General features: G+C 60.4%; 14 protein-coding genes and 1 pseudogene. 7 read left to right on the plus strand and 8 right to left on the minus strand.

Annotation, left to right across the window (positions count from 1 at the left end; all coding sequences use genetic code 11):
• The 7 genes and pseudogenes from FRT59_RS26235 to FRT59_RS26260 all read left to right on the plus strand — a co-directional run.
• Positions 1 to 3662 (plus strand): RHS repeat-associated core domain-containing protein (locus tag FRT59_RS26235; RefSeq protein ID WP_245223370.1); only part of this gene is annotated, 3662 nt, incomplete at its 5' end.
• Complete coding sequence (locus FRT59_RS27050; protein WP_162524955.1) at positions 3613 to 4026, plus strand: hypothetical protein; 414 nt, start codon at positions 3613 to 3615, stop codon at positions 4024 to 4026. The genes FRT59_RS26235 and FRT59_RS27050, both read left to right, overlap by 50 nt.
• 110 nt (positions 4027 to 4136) lie before the next feature.
• A pseudogene (locus FRT59_RS27345) lies at positions 4137 to 4235 on the plus strand (hypothetical protein); the annotation flags it as partial.
• 75 nt (positions 4236 to 4310) lie between these two features.
• The gene (locus tag FRT59_RS26245) at positions 4311 to 4553 is read left to right on the plus strand and encodes an exodeoxyribonuclease VII small subunit (protein ID WP_003176346.1); all 243 of its coding nucleotides are present in this window, start codon (positions 4311 to 4313) and stop codon (positions 4551 to 4553) included.
• The gene (gene ispA, locus FRT59_RS26250) at positions 4550 to 5437 is read left to right on the plus strand and encodes a (2E,6E)-farnesyl diphosphate synthase (protein WP_034116014.1); all 888 of its coding nucleotides are present in this window, start codon (positions 4550 to 4552) and stop codon (positions 5435 to 5437) included. Before FRT59_RS26245 ends, ispA begins: the two co-directional genes overlap by 4 nt.
• Positions 5438 to 5547: 110 nt before the next feature.
• Positions 5548 to 7446: a 1-deoxy-D-xylulose-5-phosphate synthase gene (gene dxs / locus FRT59_RS26255; RefSeq protein ID WP_153872776.1), complete on the plus strand. Its 1899-nt coding sequence runs from the start codon at positions 5548 to 5550 to the stop codon at positions 7444 to 7446.
• Between the two features lie 157 nt (positions 7447 to 7603).
• A complete protein-coding gene (locus FRT59_RS26260) occupies positions 7604 to 9490 on the plus strand; it encodes a TonB-dependent receptor domain-containing protein (RefSeq protein ID WP_153872777.1) in 1887 nt (628 codons plus the stop codon).
• A 19-nt stretch (positions 9491 to 9509) separates the two neighbouring features.
• Here FRT59_RS26260 and FRT59_RS26265 read toward each other — a convergent pair whose 3' ends face one another.
• The 8 genes from FRT59_RS26265 to ribBA form a co-directional block, all read right to left on the minus strand.
• Positions 9510 to 10295 (minus strand): cobalamin-binding protein, encoded by a 786-nt coding sequence (locus tag FRT59_RS26265; RefSeq protein ID WP_153872778.1) that lies wholly within the window; start codon positions 10293 to 10295, stop codon positions 9510 to 9512.
• Positions 10292 to 10711, minus strand: a complete 420-nt coding sequence (locus FRT59_RS26270) for an MFS transporter (protein WP_198809803.1) — start codon at positions 10709 to 10711, stop codon at positions 10292 to 10294. The genes FRT59_RS26265 and FRT59_RS26270 overlap by 4 nt, the downstream gene beginning before the upstream one ends.
• Entirely contained in the window at positions 10708 to 11325 is a 618-nt protein-coding gene (ribA, locus tag FRT59_RS26275) for a GTP cyclohydrolase II (RefSeq protein ID WP_162524966.1), read from the minus strand. The genes FRT59_RS26270 and ribA overlap by 4 nt, the downstream gene beginning before the upstream one ends.
• 129 nt (positions 11326 to 11454) lie before the next feature.
• On the minus strand, positions 11455 to 12180 hold the full coding sequence (locus FRT59_RS26280; RefSeq protein ID WP_153839492.1) for a substrate-binding periplasmic protein: 726 nt from the start codon (positions 12178 to 12180) through the stop codon (positions 11455 to 11457).
• Positions 12181 to 12235: 55 nt separating this feature from the next.
• Positions 12236 to 13201 carry a thiamine-phosphate kinase gene (thiL, locus tag FRT59_RS26285; RefSeq protein ID WP_153872779.1) on the minus strand — a complete coding sequence of 322 codons (966 nt, stop codon included), beginning with the start codon at positions 13199 to 13201 and terminating at the stop codon, positions 12236 to 12238.
• A gap of 18 nt (positions 13202 to 13219) precedes the next feature.
• Positions 13220 to 13720, minus strand: a complete 501-nt coding sequence (gene nusB / locus FRT59_RS26290) for a transcription antitermination factor NusB (protein ID WP_034116022.1) — start codon at positions 13718 to 13720, stop codon at positions 13220 to 13222.
• Positions 13717 to 14193 carry a 6,7-dimethyl-8-ribityllumazine synthase gene (gene ribH / locus FRT59_RS26295; protein WP_003176356.1) on the minus strand — a complete coding sequence of 159 codons (477 nt, stop codon included), beginning with the start codon at positions 14191 to 14193 and terminating at the stop codon, positions 13717 to 13719. Before ribH ends, nusB begins: the two co-directional genes overlap by 4 nt.
• Positions 14194 to 14281: 88 nt before the next feature.
• On the minus strand, positions 14282 to 15373 hold the full coding sequence (ribBA, locus tag FRT59_RS26300) for a bifunctional 3,4-dihydroxy-2-butanone-4-phosphate synthase/GTP cyclohydrolase II (RefSeq protein ID WP_034116023.1): 1092 nt from the start codon (positions 15371 to 15373) through the stop codon (positions 14282 to 14284).
• Positions 15374 to 15379: the final 6 nt, after the last annotated feature.

The following is a 15379-nucleotide window of genomic DNA, read 5'->3' on the forward strand; positions in this document are numbered from 1 at the left end:
TTCTCACCAAGTTCATGCAGGCGGTGGACCGCTACAAGGCGGTGGCGGTTCGCGGGGTGGTCGGCGGGCTGAAGCAAGGCACGATGCAGATGCGCTGGCGGGCGCGGCAGAACGCAGTGCTGAAGCACAAAGAGCACGTCGATGATGTGCCTGTCGTGGCTTCGAATCCGAAGGGGGATGCGGCGGCTCCAGCGAATAAAACGGCCACCAATGGCTGCCCGGTATCGATGGTTACCGGGGAGGAATTACTGACCCTTACCGACGGTGCGCTGGACGGTGTTTTGCCGTTTGAGTGGACACGGTTGTATCGCACCAGTGCGGTGGAACTGGAGTGTGGGTTGGGGTTTGGGTGGAGTCATTCGCTGGCGCATAGGCTCTGTGTGTCGGGTGATTCGGTGGTGTGGACCGATCATGAGAACCGCTCGACCACCCTGCCCTTGCCCACATCTGCTCGACCCGCGATCACCAATAGCCTGGCGGAAGCGGCGATCTACTTGGGGTCGACGCCTGATGAGTTAGTGCTGGCCCAGGCGTCACGGTTTTATCACTTTCGCGACGGTGTGCTGGTTTCGATCAGCGATGCGTATGACAACCGCCTGCGCATTTGCCGTGATCATTCAGGGCGGATTGAGCGGCTGGATAACGGTTGTGGCCGTTCGCTGCTTCTGCGCTATAAGCTTGATCGCATCATCGCGGTGGACTACCAGGTTCATCGCGCCACAGGCCGTCAGCCCTACGTCTGGGTGACCGAGCAGAACGTCGTTTCCTACGCCTATGACGAAGATGGACGACTGGTTTGCGCGACCAGTGCCGTCGGTGAGAGCGAGCGTTATCGGTACGACGATCAGCACGTCATTGTTGAGCGGCAGTTGGCCGGTGGGGCGAGTTTCTTTTGGGCGTGGGAAGGCTCCGGCAAGGCGGCTCGCTGTGTCCGGCATTGGGCGAGCTTTTCGCAGATGGACACGCGCTATGCCTGGAGGGATGACGGGCGCGTCACCGTGCATAACGCCGATGGTAGCCAGGAAGTGTATGTCCATGACGACCGGGCGCGATTGGTGCAGCGGATTGATCCGGACGGCGCCCAGCACTTCAAATCCTACGATGAAAAAGGCCGGCTAACCGTCGAGCAAGACCCGCTGGGGGCGGTGACGGCGTATCAGTACGACGAAGCTGGACGCTTGGTGGCGTTGTTTCCGGGGGATGATGAACCGACGTCCTACGAGCATGACAACGGTTTTGTAAGAGTTGTACGGCGTGGTGAGGCGGTCTGGAAATATGAGCGTAATGATCAGGGCGATGTTATCCGCAAGATTGATCCGGATGGCAACGCGACCGACTACAGCTACAACAAACATGGGCAACTGACCGGGGTTTGGTACCCGGATCACAGTTGTCATCGGTTGGTGTGGAATGAGCGTGGGCAGCTCGTTGAAGAACAGCTGCCCAATGGCGGGGTTAAGCGCTATCGCTATGACGACCTTGGACGGCAGATTGGTCGTGAGGATGAACATGGCGCGCTGACTCAGTATCAATGGGACTGCGTCGGTCGGTTGATTCGCCTCGTATTGCCAGGCGGCGCTTTCAGGGAATTCAGCTACAACCCCTACGGAAAAATCATCGCCGAACGCGACGAACTCGGCCACGTAACCCGCTACGAATACGCCGACGGCCTGCACCTGATCAGCCGTCGCATCAACGCCGACGGCACCCAGGTCAAATATCGCTACGACAATGTTCGCTTACTGCTGACCGAAATCGAAAACGAAGTCGGCGAAACCTACCAACTCGACTACCACCCCAACGGCCTGATCCAGCAGGAAACCGGCTTTGACGGCCAACGTACCGCGTATGCCTACGACCTCAACAGCAACCTGCAGGAAAAGACCGAATACGGTGACGATGGCTCTACGTTGGTCACCCGCTACGAGCGCGATCACGCCGGACGCCTCGTACGAAAAACCCTGCCCGATAGCAGCGTGGTCGATTATGCCTACGACCGCCAAGGCAATCTCCTCAGCGTCGAGGACGGCCACTGGGCGTTAGCCTACGAGTACGACCGCCAAAACCGTCTCACCGCCGAACACCAAGGCTGGGGCACCTTGCGCTATAGCTACGACGCCTGCGGCCAGTTACAAAAATTACGCCTGCCTGACAACAACCGCCTTACCTTCAACCACGACAAAGGCGGCCACCTCGCCACTGTCGAACTCAACGGCGAAGTCCTCACCTCACACCTATTCAAGAGCGGTCGCGAACACCAACGCCAACAAGGTCAACTGCTCAGCCACTACCACTACGACGACCAGAACCGACTGCACGCCCACGCCGTCACCCAACAACAAAACTATCTCTACCAACGTCATTACGACTACGACAGGTCCGGCAACCTCACCCGCCTGAACGACACCCGCAAAGGCGAGCATCACTACAACTACGACCCACTCAATCGCCTGACCCGCGCCAACCATTCGCAAGACGTACAGGAACGCTTCGGCCAGAACCCTGCGGGCAACCTGCTGATGCAAGATCGCCCCGGCCCAGACATCGTCGCGGCCAACCGCCTGGTGATCCAAGGCGACCGCCATTACGACTACGACGCCTTCGGCAACCTCATCCGCGAACGGCGCGGCAAGGGCCAGCAACTCGTCACCGAATATCGTTACGACTGCCAGCATCGGCTGATCAGCGTCAAAAAGCCCAACGGCGAAACCGCCAGTTACCGCTATGACCCCTTTGGGCGGCGCATCAGCAAGACCGTGGATGGCAAGACCACGGAATTCTTCTGGCAAGGCGACAAGCTGATTGCCGAACACCATGCGGACTGTCATCGCAGCTACATCTATGAACCGGACAGCTTCCGCCCATTGGCGCTGCTGGAAGGGTTTGGTCCAAAGGACACCACGCCCTACCACTACCAACTGGACCACCTAGGCACACCGCAAGAACTCACCACTCCCGAAGGCGAAATAGTCTGGTCCGCCCACTACCGCGCCTACGGCCAGATCGCCCGGCTCGACGTAGGTAAAATCGACAATCCGCTAAGGTTCCAGGGTCAATACTTCGATCAGGAAAGCGGGCTGCACTACAACCGCCATCGCTACTACAATCCGGATATTGGTCGCTACCTGACGCCGGATCCGGTGAAGTTGGCGGGTGGGGTCAATGGCTACCAGTACGTGCCCAATCCGACAGGGTGGGTGGATCCGCTAGGCTTAAGTAAGTGTCCTGGGGAGGACGGATGCAAATCGCAAGCAGACGTTGAAGAGCCGGCAGATACAGCTAAGGTAAATACAGGCGAACCAAACCAGCCAACCGTAACAACCCGTCCAACGGAGTTTGCCAGCAAGCAAAAACTAAACGAGCATTACGAAAAGCATGGGCCAGAATTCGGAGTAGAGACCCCCAATGAATATTTACTCACGGCACGACATGTCGTGAACGAAGGGATTCCTATCAACTACCTCTACAAAAGCAAATCGACAACAGGATATGCCTTACTCATGGGAACGAATAGAACGGGCCAAGCCAAATTCGCATTCGCGGGTACGAATACAGACGGCAACATAACCACCTTACATACCAAAAGTGGGAAAGACTTCTGGAGGATGATAAATGGCGACGCCACTGACAAAACCATCAGACCTTACAACCAACACTTATAAAAAAGCAAAAGTTGTAGCGCTCAACGAACATATAGAAGAAGACGTAACTTTGATCATCGAAGGAACGACTATAAACTGCTTCGCCAGCTATTGCCCCTACGAGCTTGAAGTGGGCAAGACGTATGACGTAGAACTCACATTAAATCTTTCCGAAAACTACGAAATTGAGCGGACCGGCGAAACTAACACACTGATAAAACATACAAATCGCGGTTATTCATATGTACTTTACGGAGACCTGCACAATGAAATCTTAATGTCTTTCACATCTCTTAATGTCGAGGGCGTACATTACGACCATCCAGAATGCAACGACCATTTTATCAAACTAAAAGTCGAAAGAATCGACGCCTGTTTTCACTGACATGCGAAATAGCTCGCACAATCGGCTCACCAAATGAGCCGAATAACCCCCTCTATTCGGCTCACCCCACCCATGCATTCCTCCATGGATCACCCACGCTGAACCTGACAACACGCCACCTTGCCGACCTACTGGAAAAAAACTGCCTGATACGCCTCCCCGCAGGCGGCCGCAGCACGCGTTATCAGATCAATCCTACCTACGAGTAACAGCCCCACTCATTTGCCCCCATCCCCCATGTCTGCTAGTGTCGCGCCGGTTTACCGTCTACCGGAATTGCCGCCATGGCCCGCAAAAAAGTTGCACTCGATTTCGAACAATCCCTCGCCGACCTGCAAACTCTGGTCGAGCGTCTGGAGAACGGCGAGTTGTCGCTGGAGGACTCGTTGACGGCGTTTGAGCAAGGCATCGGCCTGACCCGCGACTGTCAGAGCGCGCTGGCGCAGGCGGAGCAGAAGGTCCAGGTGCTGCTTGAGCGTGACGGGGAGTTGGCCGAAGAACCTTTCGATGCGGAACAGCCGGAATGATCGACGCGTATCAGGCCAGTAGCCAAGCCCGGGTGAATGCGGCGCTGGAGCCCTTGTTTGTTGCGCCAAGCCCGGAAATGACGCGCCTCTATGAAGCCATGCGCTACAGCGTGATGAATGGCGGCAAGCGTGTGCGCCCGTTGCTGGCGTACGCGGCCTGTGAAGCCCTGGGAGCGCCGGCAGCCGAGGCCAATGGCGCGGCCTGTGCGGTGGAGTTGATCCACGCGTATTCCCTGGTGCATGACGATTTGCCAGCGATGGACGACGACGATTTACGTCGCGGCCAGCCCACGACCCATAAAGCCTTTGATGAAGCCTATGCGATCCTGGCCGGCGATGGCTTGCAGAGCCTGGCGTTCAGCGCATTGCTGGACCCGCGCTTGAGCAGCGTCAACGCCGAGATCCGCCTGCGCATGGTCACCGCCTTGGCCCACGCCGCAGGCCCGGCCGGCATGGTCGGCGGGCAAGCCATCGACATGGGTTCGGTCAGCCTCAAGCTGGATCAAAAAGCCCTCGAACATATGCATCGCCACAAGACCGGCGCTTTGATCGAAGCCGCCGTGCAGTTGGGCGCACTCGCCAGTGGCCGTGCCGAAACCGCGCAATTGGCGGCCCTGCACACCTATTCCCGGGCCATCGGCCTGGCGTTCCAGGTGCAGGACGATATTCTCGACGTGGAAAGCGACACCGCCACCCTCGGCAAGCGCCAAGGTGCCGATATCGCACGGGACAAGCCGACGTATCCTGCACTGCTTGGGCTGGAAGCCGCCAAGGCGTATGCCATTGAGCTGCGTGACCAGGCCCTGGATGCCCTGCGACCTTTCGACGCGGCGGCCGAGCCACTGCGTGACCTGGCGCGGTATATCGTCGAACGCCGCCACTGACTGCCGCGGCCATTTGCGCCGCATATCGGTCAAGTTCGGCGCCCTGCGTGGGCAGTTTGCACCGCTTGAGGTAAACTGCCGCCTCTTCTATACCTATAACGATTCGCCTGATGCCCACGACGTTTCAAGAGATTCCCCGCAAACGCCCGTCCACGCCACTGCTCGACCGCGCTGCCACGCCGGACGGCCTGCGTCGACTGGGTGAAGCCGAGCTGGAAACCCTGGCCGATGAGTTGCGCCTGGAATTGCTCTACACGGTCGGCCAGACCGGTGGGCATTTCGGCGCCGGGTTGGGCGTGATCGAGCTGACCATCGCCCTACATTACGTGTTCGACACCCCGGACGACCGGCTGGTATGGGACGTGGGCCATCAGGCGTATCCGCACAAAATCCTCACCGGCCGCCGCGAGCGTATGGGCAGCCTGCGCCAGAAGGACGGCCTGGCCGCCTTCCCGCGACGTTCGGAGAGCGAGTACGACACCTTTGGCGTCGGCCACTCCAGCACCTCCATCAGTGCAGCGCTGGGCATGGCGATTGCCGCTCGCCTGCAAGGCAGCGACCGCAAGGCGATTGCCGTGATCGGGGATGGCGCGCTGACCGCCGGCATGGCCTTCGAAGCGCTCAACCATGCGCCGGAAGTGGACGCCAACATGTTGGTGATCCTCAACGACAACGACATGTCGATCTCGCGCAATGTCGGCGGCCTGTCCAATTACCTGGCGAAGATCCTTTCCAGCCGCACCTACGCCAGCATGCGCGAAGGCAGCAAGAAAGTGCTCTCGCGCCTGCCTGGCGCGTGGGAAATCGCCCGTCGCACCGAAGAATATGCCAAGGGCATGCTGGTGCCTGGCACCCTGTTCGAAGAGCTGGGCTGGAACTACATCGGCCCTATCGACGGCCACGACCTGCCAACCCTGATCGCCACCCTGCGTAACATGCGCGACCTCAAGGGCCCGCAGTTCCTGCATATCGTCACCAAGAAAGGCAAAGGCTTCGCTCCCGCGGAAGTCGACCCGATTGGTTACCACGCAATTACCAAGCTTGAACCCCTGGATGCGCCCGCCGCCGCGCCGAAGAAGGCCAGCGGGCCGAAGTATTCCGGTGTGTTTGGCGAGTGGCTGTGCGACATGGCCGCCGCCGACCCGCGCTTGGTGGGCGTTACCCCAGCGATGAAGGAAGGCTCCGACCTCGTGGCGTTCAGCGAGCGTTTCCCGCTGCGCTACTTCGACGTGGCGATTGCCGAGCAGCACGCTGTCACCTTCGCTGCCGGCATGGCCTGCGAAGGCGCCAAGCCGGTGGTGGCGATCTACTCCACCTTCCTGCAACGCGGTTATGACCAGCTCGTTCACGATGTGGCGGTGCAGAACCTCGACGTACTGTTCGCCATCGACCGCGCCGGCCTGGTGGGCGAAGACGGCCCGACCCACGCCGGCAGTTTCGACCTGTCCTACCTGCGCTGCATCCCCGGCATGTTGGTGATGACGCCGAGCGATGAGAACGAACTGCGCAAGATGCTCAGCACCGGCCATCTGTACAACGGCCCGGCCGCCGTGCGTTACCCGCGGGGCAATGGCCCTAACGCTGTGATCGAGAAAGACCTGGAGCCGATTGAAATCGGTAAAGGCATCGTGCGTCGCCAAGGCAGCAAGACCGCACTCTTGGTATTTGGTGTGCAACTGGCCGAAGCGCTGAAAGTCGCCGAGAAGATCGATGCCACCGTGGTCGATATGCGCTTCGTCAAACCGCTGGATGAAGCGCTGGTGCGCGAGATTGCCGCTGGCCATGAGTTGCTGGTGACTGTCGAAGAGAACGCGATCATGGGCGGCGCCGGTGCGGCGGTCAGCGAATTCCTGGCGCGGGAGAACATTCTCAAGTCGGTACTGCACCTGGGCTTGCCGGATCTGTATGTCGAGCATGCCAAGCCGGCGCAGATGCTGGCCGAATGCGGGCTGGATGAGGCTGGCATTGAAGCTTCCGTGCGCAGGCGCATGGCGATGCTCAACCTGTAACCCAATCGCCCGGGTGAACCGGAACTAAAATGTGGGAGCGGGCTTGCTCGCGAATGCGGAGTATCAGTCAACCGAGATGTTGAATGTGCCACCGCATTCGCGAGCAAGCCCGCTCCCACATTGGTTTTATGCCATCTTCAAATTCTATGGACAGCCCATGAATCGCCTTCGCTTCGCCTTGCCCTTCCTGCTGCTCCCCGCCGCTGATCTGCTGGCCGACAGCTTCGAGCGGGACGACGCGCTGAAGCTCTCTGACGTGGTCATCAGCGCCAACCGCCAAGTGCAGGCGCGTAACGACAGCAGCGCCGCCAACACCGTCTTCACCCGCGCCGACATCGACCGCCTGCAGCCCAGCAGCGTCACCGACCTGCTCAGCCGCGTGCCCGGTGTGCAAGTCGCACCAACGGGTGGGCGTGGCAGTTTGCCGGGGATCTTCATTCGCGGCACAAAGTCGGCGCAAAGCCTGGTGCTGGTGGACGGGCAACGCATCGCCAATACCACTTCCGGCGACAGCGGCCTGCAGTACCTCAACGTCGATCAGATTGAACGGGTAGAGGTGTTGCGCGGCTCACGCTCGGTGATTTACGGCAGCGATGCCATTGGCGGTGTGATCCAGGTGTTTACCCGACGCAACGCCGAGCAAGGCTTGCAGCCACGCCTGAGGCTGGGGTTTGGCAGCAACCAGACGTGGGAGCGCAGTCTGGGCCTGTCGGGCGGTGACGAACACACGCGCTTCAACCTGGGGGCAAGCCTGGATGAGACCGCCGGGATCAACTCGAGCCACGCGTCGTTCCCAAGCGACGGCGATCATGATGCCTATCGCAACCAGTCCATCAGCCTGAACCTCAGCCATTCCTTCAGCGATGAACTGGAAGTGGGTTTCAACCTGCTGGATAACCGCGGTAAGTCGGAATACGACAACAGTTTTGGCCGCTACGACGACGCCACCGGGAAAAGCGTCGGCCAGAAACCCTACACCGACTACACCGTGAGCAGCGCCAGCGGTTATGTCGATGCCAAGTTCAATGAAGTCTGGCAGTCGCGTCTGGAACTGGGTCACAGCGAAAACCGCGACACCAAGCGCGATACCCTTAGTGATGACTTCAGTGCGTTCAATACCTACCGCGATTCGGTCAACTGGCAAAACGACCTGACCCTGAATGAGCAGAACAGCCTGATCGTCGGTGGCGACTGGTATGAAGACCGCTTCCATGGTTCCACCACCTTTACCGAGAACAGTCGCTGGAACCGCGCGGCCTTTGTGCAACACCGCTTCCATAGTGAGTGGTTTTCTACTGAGTTGGGCCTGCGCCGTGACCAGAATCAGCAATTCGGTGGCCAAAACAGCTGGAGCGGCACCCTCACGCTGCCGGTCAACCCTGACAATGACCTGCTCTTGAGCTACAGCGAAGGTTTCCGCGCGCCGACCTTCAACGACCTCTATTATCCCCTCACGCAATACAGCAACCCCAACCTGCAACCGGAAACGTCGAAGAGCTATGAGCTGCAATGGCGCAGCCAACTGACAGACAGCACGCGCCTGGAAGCCTCGCTATACCGCACCGACTTGAGCGACGCGATCATCCTCGACGCCGGCAAGCCGCAAAACGTGGCGTCGGCGCGGATCAACGGCTTTGAAGCGGCACTCAAGCAGGAGTTGTTTGGCTGGCAGGGCAACCTGGGGCTCTCGATCATCGACCCACGTGACCGTGACAGCGGCCACACACTCGCACGTCGTGCGCGCCGTACCCTGAACCTGGATCTGGACCGGCAGTTCGATCAATTGGGCGTCGGCGCGAGCTGGCAGGCAATCAGCAGCAGCTACGACGATGAAGCCAACCGCAATGCCTTGGGCGGTTATGCGCTGCTAGGGCTGCGCAGCAGTTGGGCGTTGAACCGGGAAATATCGCTGTCGCTGAAGGTCGATAACGTGCTGGACAAGTCCTATGCGCGGGCGAAGTATAGCTACTTACAGGATTATCAGAATTATCGCGAAGAGGGTCGGATGTGGATGTTTGGGGTGACTTGGACACCTGAGATCTGAATTGTCTGAACCGACGTCATCACAGGTTAGGTGCTATCACCTGACACAACCGCGCCACCGCTTCCAACATCTGTCCGCTGGGCCGTTCCAGGCCCTTGTCCGGCACTAACCGTACCCGCGCCGCCATCATTGGCCAGGCTTTCCACGCATCCATCTGCGCCTGGTCACCCACCAGAATCACCTCGGGATTACGCTGCAATACCGATTCCACACTGACCTGCGGTGCCGGCAGCTTGAGGTCATCGAACACATTGCGCGCCCCGCACACCTGCAGCGCATCGCTGATGATCTGCCCACCGCCCACGGTATACAGCGGCTGATTCCAAACTTGATAAAACGCCCGCAACGGCTCGGTGCGCCGATAACGCTGGCGAAGTTCGACGAGGCGTTGGCGCAGCTTATCGGCCAACATTCGACCAGCCTGGGGGCGGCCCAATTGCTCGGCAATAGCCTGCACCTGGGTGGTCAGTTGTTCAAGGCTATGGGGCTCGGCGACGTACACCGGGATATTCAGGCGCTGCAGCTGCTCGCGCTGGGCTGGGCCAACGCTGCCGGGCCACAGCAGGATCAAATCGGGCTTGAGGCTGAGCAGACGCTCCATGTCCAATTGGCCGTAATGTCCGACCGACGGCACCTTTGCCAGTGCTGGCGGCCGTTCGCCGCCATCGAGCACGCCCACCAGCAGGTCGGCGGCGCCCAGCTCAGCGACGATTTCAGACAGCGACGGCGCCAGGCTGACGACGCGCTCGACCGCCAACACCTGGGTGCTGAATACCAGCAGCAGCGCCAGCCAGTAGCGGCTCATCCCAACTGACGCGGTATGCGATAGAGGTAGAACAGCACCAGCGTCGACAGTGCCAGCAGAAACAACGGCACTGCCTCCAGGCCGACGAACACCGCCAGTGCGCCGATCCAGGCCGGCAGCGCGGCCACCAGCAAGGCTGTGCGCCGACGCGCCGCAAGGGTGATCCAGGCAGCCGGTTCTTCTGCGGTATCAAGGGCTTCGGAGGTGGCGATCAGCGCGTGTTTATAGCCATGGAAATAACGCAGGCTGAGAAACATCGAGGCCACACCGGCGATGAAGAACGGCATGGCCAGTACCGGCAGCAGGGAATCAGCGCGGCCAAACAGCAGGTTGATCACGAACAGGGGCAGCAATGCCAGGGCCAGGTACTGCCACCAGTTGAAGGACAGTCGCCGTTTCACCTGGCCTCGGGTCACGCGCGGTCGACCTCGCCCTGGTGCTCGTTGCCCATCATGTGGTCGAGCTTGCTGGCTTTGGTGGCCAGGTAGAGTTTGTTGTGCGGGTTGTGCCCGGTGTGCAGCGGCACGCGCTCGGCCACGGTGATGCCCATCTCGGTCAAGGCTTTGACCTTGCGCGGGTTGTTGGTCATCAGCCGCAGGGATTTCACGCCCAGGTGCTCGAGCATCGGCAGGCAGATGGCGTAGTCGCGCTGGTCGGCGGCAAAACCCAGGCGCTCGTTGGCTTCCACGGTGTCGGCGCCGCCATCTTGTAGTTCGTAGGCGCGGATCTTGTTCAGCAGGCCAATGCCACGGCCTTCCTGACGCAAATACAACAACACGCCACGGCCTTCACGGGCGATGGCGCGCATGGCGGCTTCCAGTTGCGAGCCGCAGTCGCAGCGCTGGCTGAACAGCGCATCGCCGGTCAGGCATTCGGAATGCACACGCCCCAGTACCGGCGCGCCATCCGTGATGTCGCCCAGGCTGAGCACAACGTGCTCGCGCCCGGTGGCTTCTTCGAGAAAGCCATTCATGGTGAACGTGGCAAAAGGGGTAGGCAGCTTGGAAGCGGCGACGAAAACGACGGGCACCGTGTGCTCCTGATTTCAGATTTCACAGAGGCGGCCATTGTAACAGCAGGTTCCTACAGACGCTTAAGCTGAATTATCGCTGATAAAGATCAATAGGTTCGATTGGCCTTCGAGACAGTTCTATGGGCGTCAGAACGGATACGGCTGTTTCCAGTGCTCGAAAATCGGCTTGAGTTCGCCAGTCTTTACCAGAAGGGTCAAACGCTGGTCATACACCCCCATCAATGCCCGCCCACGCTCGGTGTCGGCAAAGCCGATGTAGAGCGGCAGTTCGGCGATATGCGTAAGTTTGAATAGCGCCGGGTCTTGAGACTGACTGAGCACGTACTTGGCCTCGGTGAGGGCGTCGATATAGAAATCGGCGCGACCGTGTTCCAACATCGGCAGGATACCGTTGCGCCGCTCGATCGGGTTGAAGCGGCGCACGCTGGGCAGGTATTCCTCGTACTTGTAGCCGCGTACCCAGGCCAGACGGTAGTTGCCCAGCGTCGCCAGCGTCGGCGTGGGCGCAGTTGCCAGCCCGAGGGCGTAGATATGATCGGAGTCGAAGTTCCAGTGCGGGTACAACACGCCACTGGCCTCGTCGCGATAGGAACCGACCCAACCATCCACCTCGCCACGCTGGGCCAGGCCGACCGAGCGGGTATAGGGCACGCTGCGGGTTTGCACGGTGATGCCCGCCGGCTCGAAGATCTGGCGCAACAGGTCCCACGCCAGGCCGCTGCCATCCTTGTTGGTGTAGTCGTTCCACTGCTCACTGGCCAGCACGATCTTGCCCGGCACGGGCACCTCGCCCGCCTGGACCAAGGGGGCGAAGGCACACAGCACGATCAGCAGCCAGCGGCGTAAAGCCATGGTGACGGCCTCCTACTCGGGAATAAACGTATAAAGGGTAGCGCAGGTCGCCGGCTTACGGCGCCTGGCGAAAATGCTGATAGCCGCGCACGGCAGGAGTGATGTCCTGGCCGCTGCTGTCGAGCAGCGTCACGCCCTGCCCGGCCTCGACCCGACCGATCACATGCACCGGCCAGCCGTCCGCCTGCAACGGCGCCAGCTGGGACGCCGGCAAGGTGAACACCAGCACGTAGTCATCGCCACCGCTCAACGCCGCCACACGGGCCTGGTCTTCACCGACAAACGCCAGCAAGGCTGTGGACAACGGCAACCTGTGACGTTCGACCACCAGGCTGACCGCCGATGCCTTGGCGATATGCCCACAATCGGCCAAGAGGCCGTCGGAGATATCCATCGCCGCAGTCGCCTTGCCCCGCAGCGCCAGCCCCAGGGCCAACTGCGGTTGCGGCGACCAGTAATGGGCGAGCAGCGGCTCGGCGATTGCCGCGTCCGCCGTGCGTTGGCCCAATACCAAGGGCAAAGCGCCGGCCGCATTGCCCAGCTCACCGCCGACACACAGCAGGTCACCCGGCCGGGCACCGCTGCGCGTCAATGCCAGCCCGGCCGGCACCCGGCCAAACACGGTCAGGGTCAGGCTCAGCGGCCCACGGGTGGTATCGCCGCCCACCAAGCTCACGCCGCAGCTTTGCGCCATGGCGTTCAAACCCTGGGCATAGCGTTGCAGCCAATCGGCATCGACGGTCGGTGTGGTCAAGGCGAGGGTAAAAGCGAGAGGGTGGGCGCCCATGGCAGCCAGGTCGCTCACCGCCACAGCCAGCGAGCGCTGGCCGAGCAGGAACGGGTCACACGGATCGGCAAAGTGCACGCCGGCCACTAACGTATCGGTAGATACAGCCAGCTGCTCCCCGGCGGGCAGCGCCAGCAAGGCGCAGTCGTCGCCGATCCCCAGGGCAATGCCTTCGCCGCCCTGCGCACAGGGCGCGGCGGCGAAGAACTTGCGGATCAGCTCGAACTCGCCCATGCGGGACTCAAGCGCAGGTTAGCGCTTGTGTTCCTTCACTTCGGCTTCACGCAGGCGCGGGGCCAGCTTGTCGAGCACGCCGTTGACGAACTTGTGGCCGTCGGTCGAACCGTAGACTTTCGCCAGCTCGATACCTTCGTTGATCACCACACGGTACGGCACGTCAACGCGCTTGAGCAGCTCCCAGGTGGACAGGCGCAGTACGGCCAGTTCAACCGGGTCCAGCTCTTCGAGAGTCAGGTCCAGGCATGGCGCCAGCGCAGCATCGATCTCGGCCATGCTGGCCGGAACACCATGCAGGATGTCGTGGAAGTAGCTGGCATCCGCCAAGCTGAAATCGTTGTCGACGCGAAACTGCGCTTCGATTTCGTTCAGCGAGGTTTTAGCCATGTGACGCTGGTACAGCGCCTGAGTCGCAAGCTGACGGGCGCCACGACGTTTTTCGCTCTTGGATGGCTTACCGGCGTCTGTTGGGCGCGGGTCCTTTGGGTTGAACTGATCGCTCTCGTCGGAAATCACTTGGCCTCCAACTGCGACAGCAGGCTGACCATTTCCAGGGCGGACAAGGCAGCTTCAGCGCCTTTATTACCGGCCTTGGTGCCGGAACGCTCGATGGCTTGCTCGATGGAATCAACGGTCAGTACGCCGAAAGCAACCGGCACGCCGAACTCCATGGACACCTGGGCCAGGCCCTTGGTGCATTCGCCAGCCACGTATTCGAAGTGCGGGGTACCGCCACGAATGACCGCGCCCAGGGCGATGATCGCCGCGTATTCACCCTGCTGAGCAACTTTTTGCGCAACCAGTGGAATTTCGAAGGCGCCAGGGGCACGGATAATGGTGATGTCGCTCTCGCTCACACCGTGGCGAACCAGGGCGTCAACGGCACCGCTTACCAGGCTTTCAACCACGAAGCTGTTGAAGCGGCCAACTACCAGGGCATAGCGGCCTTTAGGGGCGATGAAGGTACCTTCGATGGTCTTCAGGGTCATTCGACAAATCTCTTAAAGAGCCGGGACGCGAAAAGTGCGTCCCTCAGTGATGATTTAACCGCGAACAAGGGGCAAAAATCGCCAGCCTTTATTCGGAGGGCACGTATTCTACAACTTCCAGGTCGAAACCGGATATCGCATTAAATTTCATCGGTGCGCTCATCAGGCGCATTTTGCGTACACCGAGGTCACGCAGGATCTGCGAACCGGCACCGACGATGCTGTAGGTAGTCGGTTTTTTCGCCGGCACGGCGTCAGCGGTTTCGCGGATATGCGCCAACAATACATCGCCGTCCAAAGGGTGACCGAGCAACAGCACCACACCGCTGCCGGCCTCGGAGACCGCAGCCATGGCGGCGCGCAGGCTCCAGCGGCCCGGCTGCTTGACCATCAACAGGTCGCGCAATGGGTCCATGTTGTGCACCCGCACCAGGGTCGGTTCTTCCGCGCAAATGTTGCCCAGGGTCAGGGCCATGTGCACGTCGCCCTCCACTGAATCACGGTAGGTCACCAAATTGAATTGGCCCAGTTCGCTGTCCAGCGGCTGCTCGGCAATCCGCTGAACGGTACGTTCGTGGATCATGCGGTAGTGAATCAGGTCGGCAATGGTGCCGATCTTGAGGTTGTGCTCGGCGGCAAAGGCTTCAAGTTCAGTACGACGGGCCATGGTGCCGTCGTCATTCATCACTTCGCAGATCACCCCGCTTGGCTCGAAACCGGCCATGCGCGCCAGGTCGCAGGCGGCTTCGGTGTGGCCAGCGCGTGCCAGGGTGCCGCCCGGTTGGGCCATCAGCGGAAAGATGTGGCCTGGGCTGACAATGTCTTCAGCCTTGGCGTCTTTCGCAGCAGCGGCTTGCACGGTGCGGGCGCGATCAGCGGCGGAGATGCCGGTGGTGACGCCCGTGGTGGCTTCAATCGAAACGGTGAACTTGGTGCCAAACCCCGAGCCATTGCGCGGCGCCATCAACGGCAGCTTGAGCAATTCGCAGCGTTCGCGACTCATGGGCATGCAGATCAGCCCGCGAGCGTGCTTGGCCATGAAGTTGATGTGCTCAGGCTTGCACGCCTCGGCGGCCATGATGATATCGCCTTCGTTCTCGCGATCTTCGTCATCCATAAGGATGACCATCTTGCCTTGGCGGATGTCTTCAACCAGTTCTTCGATGCTATTGAGCGCCACGCGGCA

Origin of the sequence: Pseudomonas haemolytica (genome assembly GCF_009659625.1) — a bacterium.
Lineage (GTDB): Bacteria > Pseudomonadota > Gammaproteobacteria > Pseudomonadales > Pseudomonadaceae > Aquipseudomonas > Aquipseudomonas haemolytica.

What these genes read in the sequence shown, in the direction of transcription:
- thiL (WP_153872779.1), bottom strand. Translation starts at nt 13,201, where the DNA reads ATGGGCGAGTTCGAGCTGATCCGCAAGTTCTTCGCCGCCGCGCCCTGT.
- FRT59_RS26245 (WP_003176346.1), top strand. Translation starts at nt 4,311, where the DNA reads ATGGCCCGCAAAAAAGTTGCACTCGATTTCGAACAATCCCTCGCCGAC.
- FRT59_RS26265 (WP_153872778.1), bottom strand. Translation starts at nt 10,295, where the DNA reads ATGAGCCGCTACTGGCTGGCGCTGCTGCTGGTATTCAGCACCCAGGTG.
- FRT59_RS26260 (WP_153872777.1), top strand. Translation starts at nt 7,604, where the DNA reads ATGAATCGCCTTCGCTTCGCCTTGCCCTTCCTGCTGCTCCCCGCCGCT.
- FRT59_RS27050 (WP_162524955.1), top strand. Translation starts at nt 3,613, where the DNA reads ATGGCGACGCCACTGACAAAACCATCAGACCTTACAACCAACACTTAT.
- ispA (WP_034116014.1), top strand. Translation starts at nt 4,550, where the DNA reads ATGATCGACGCGTATCAGGCCAGTAGCCAAGCCCGGGTGAATGCGGCG.
- dxs (WP_153872776.1), top strand. Translation starts at nt 5,548, where the DNA reads ATGCCCACGACGTTTCAAGAGATTCCCCGCAAACGCCCGTCCACGCCA.
- FRT59_RS26280 (WP_153839492.1), bottom strand. Translation starts at nt 12,180, where the DNA reads ATGGCTTTACGCCGCTGGCTGCTGATCGTGCTGTGTGCCTTCGCCCCC.
- ribH (WP_003176356.1), bottom strand. Translation starts at nt 14,193, where the DNA reads ATGACCCTGAAGACCATCGAAGGTACCTTCATCGCCCCTAAAGGCCGC.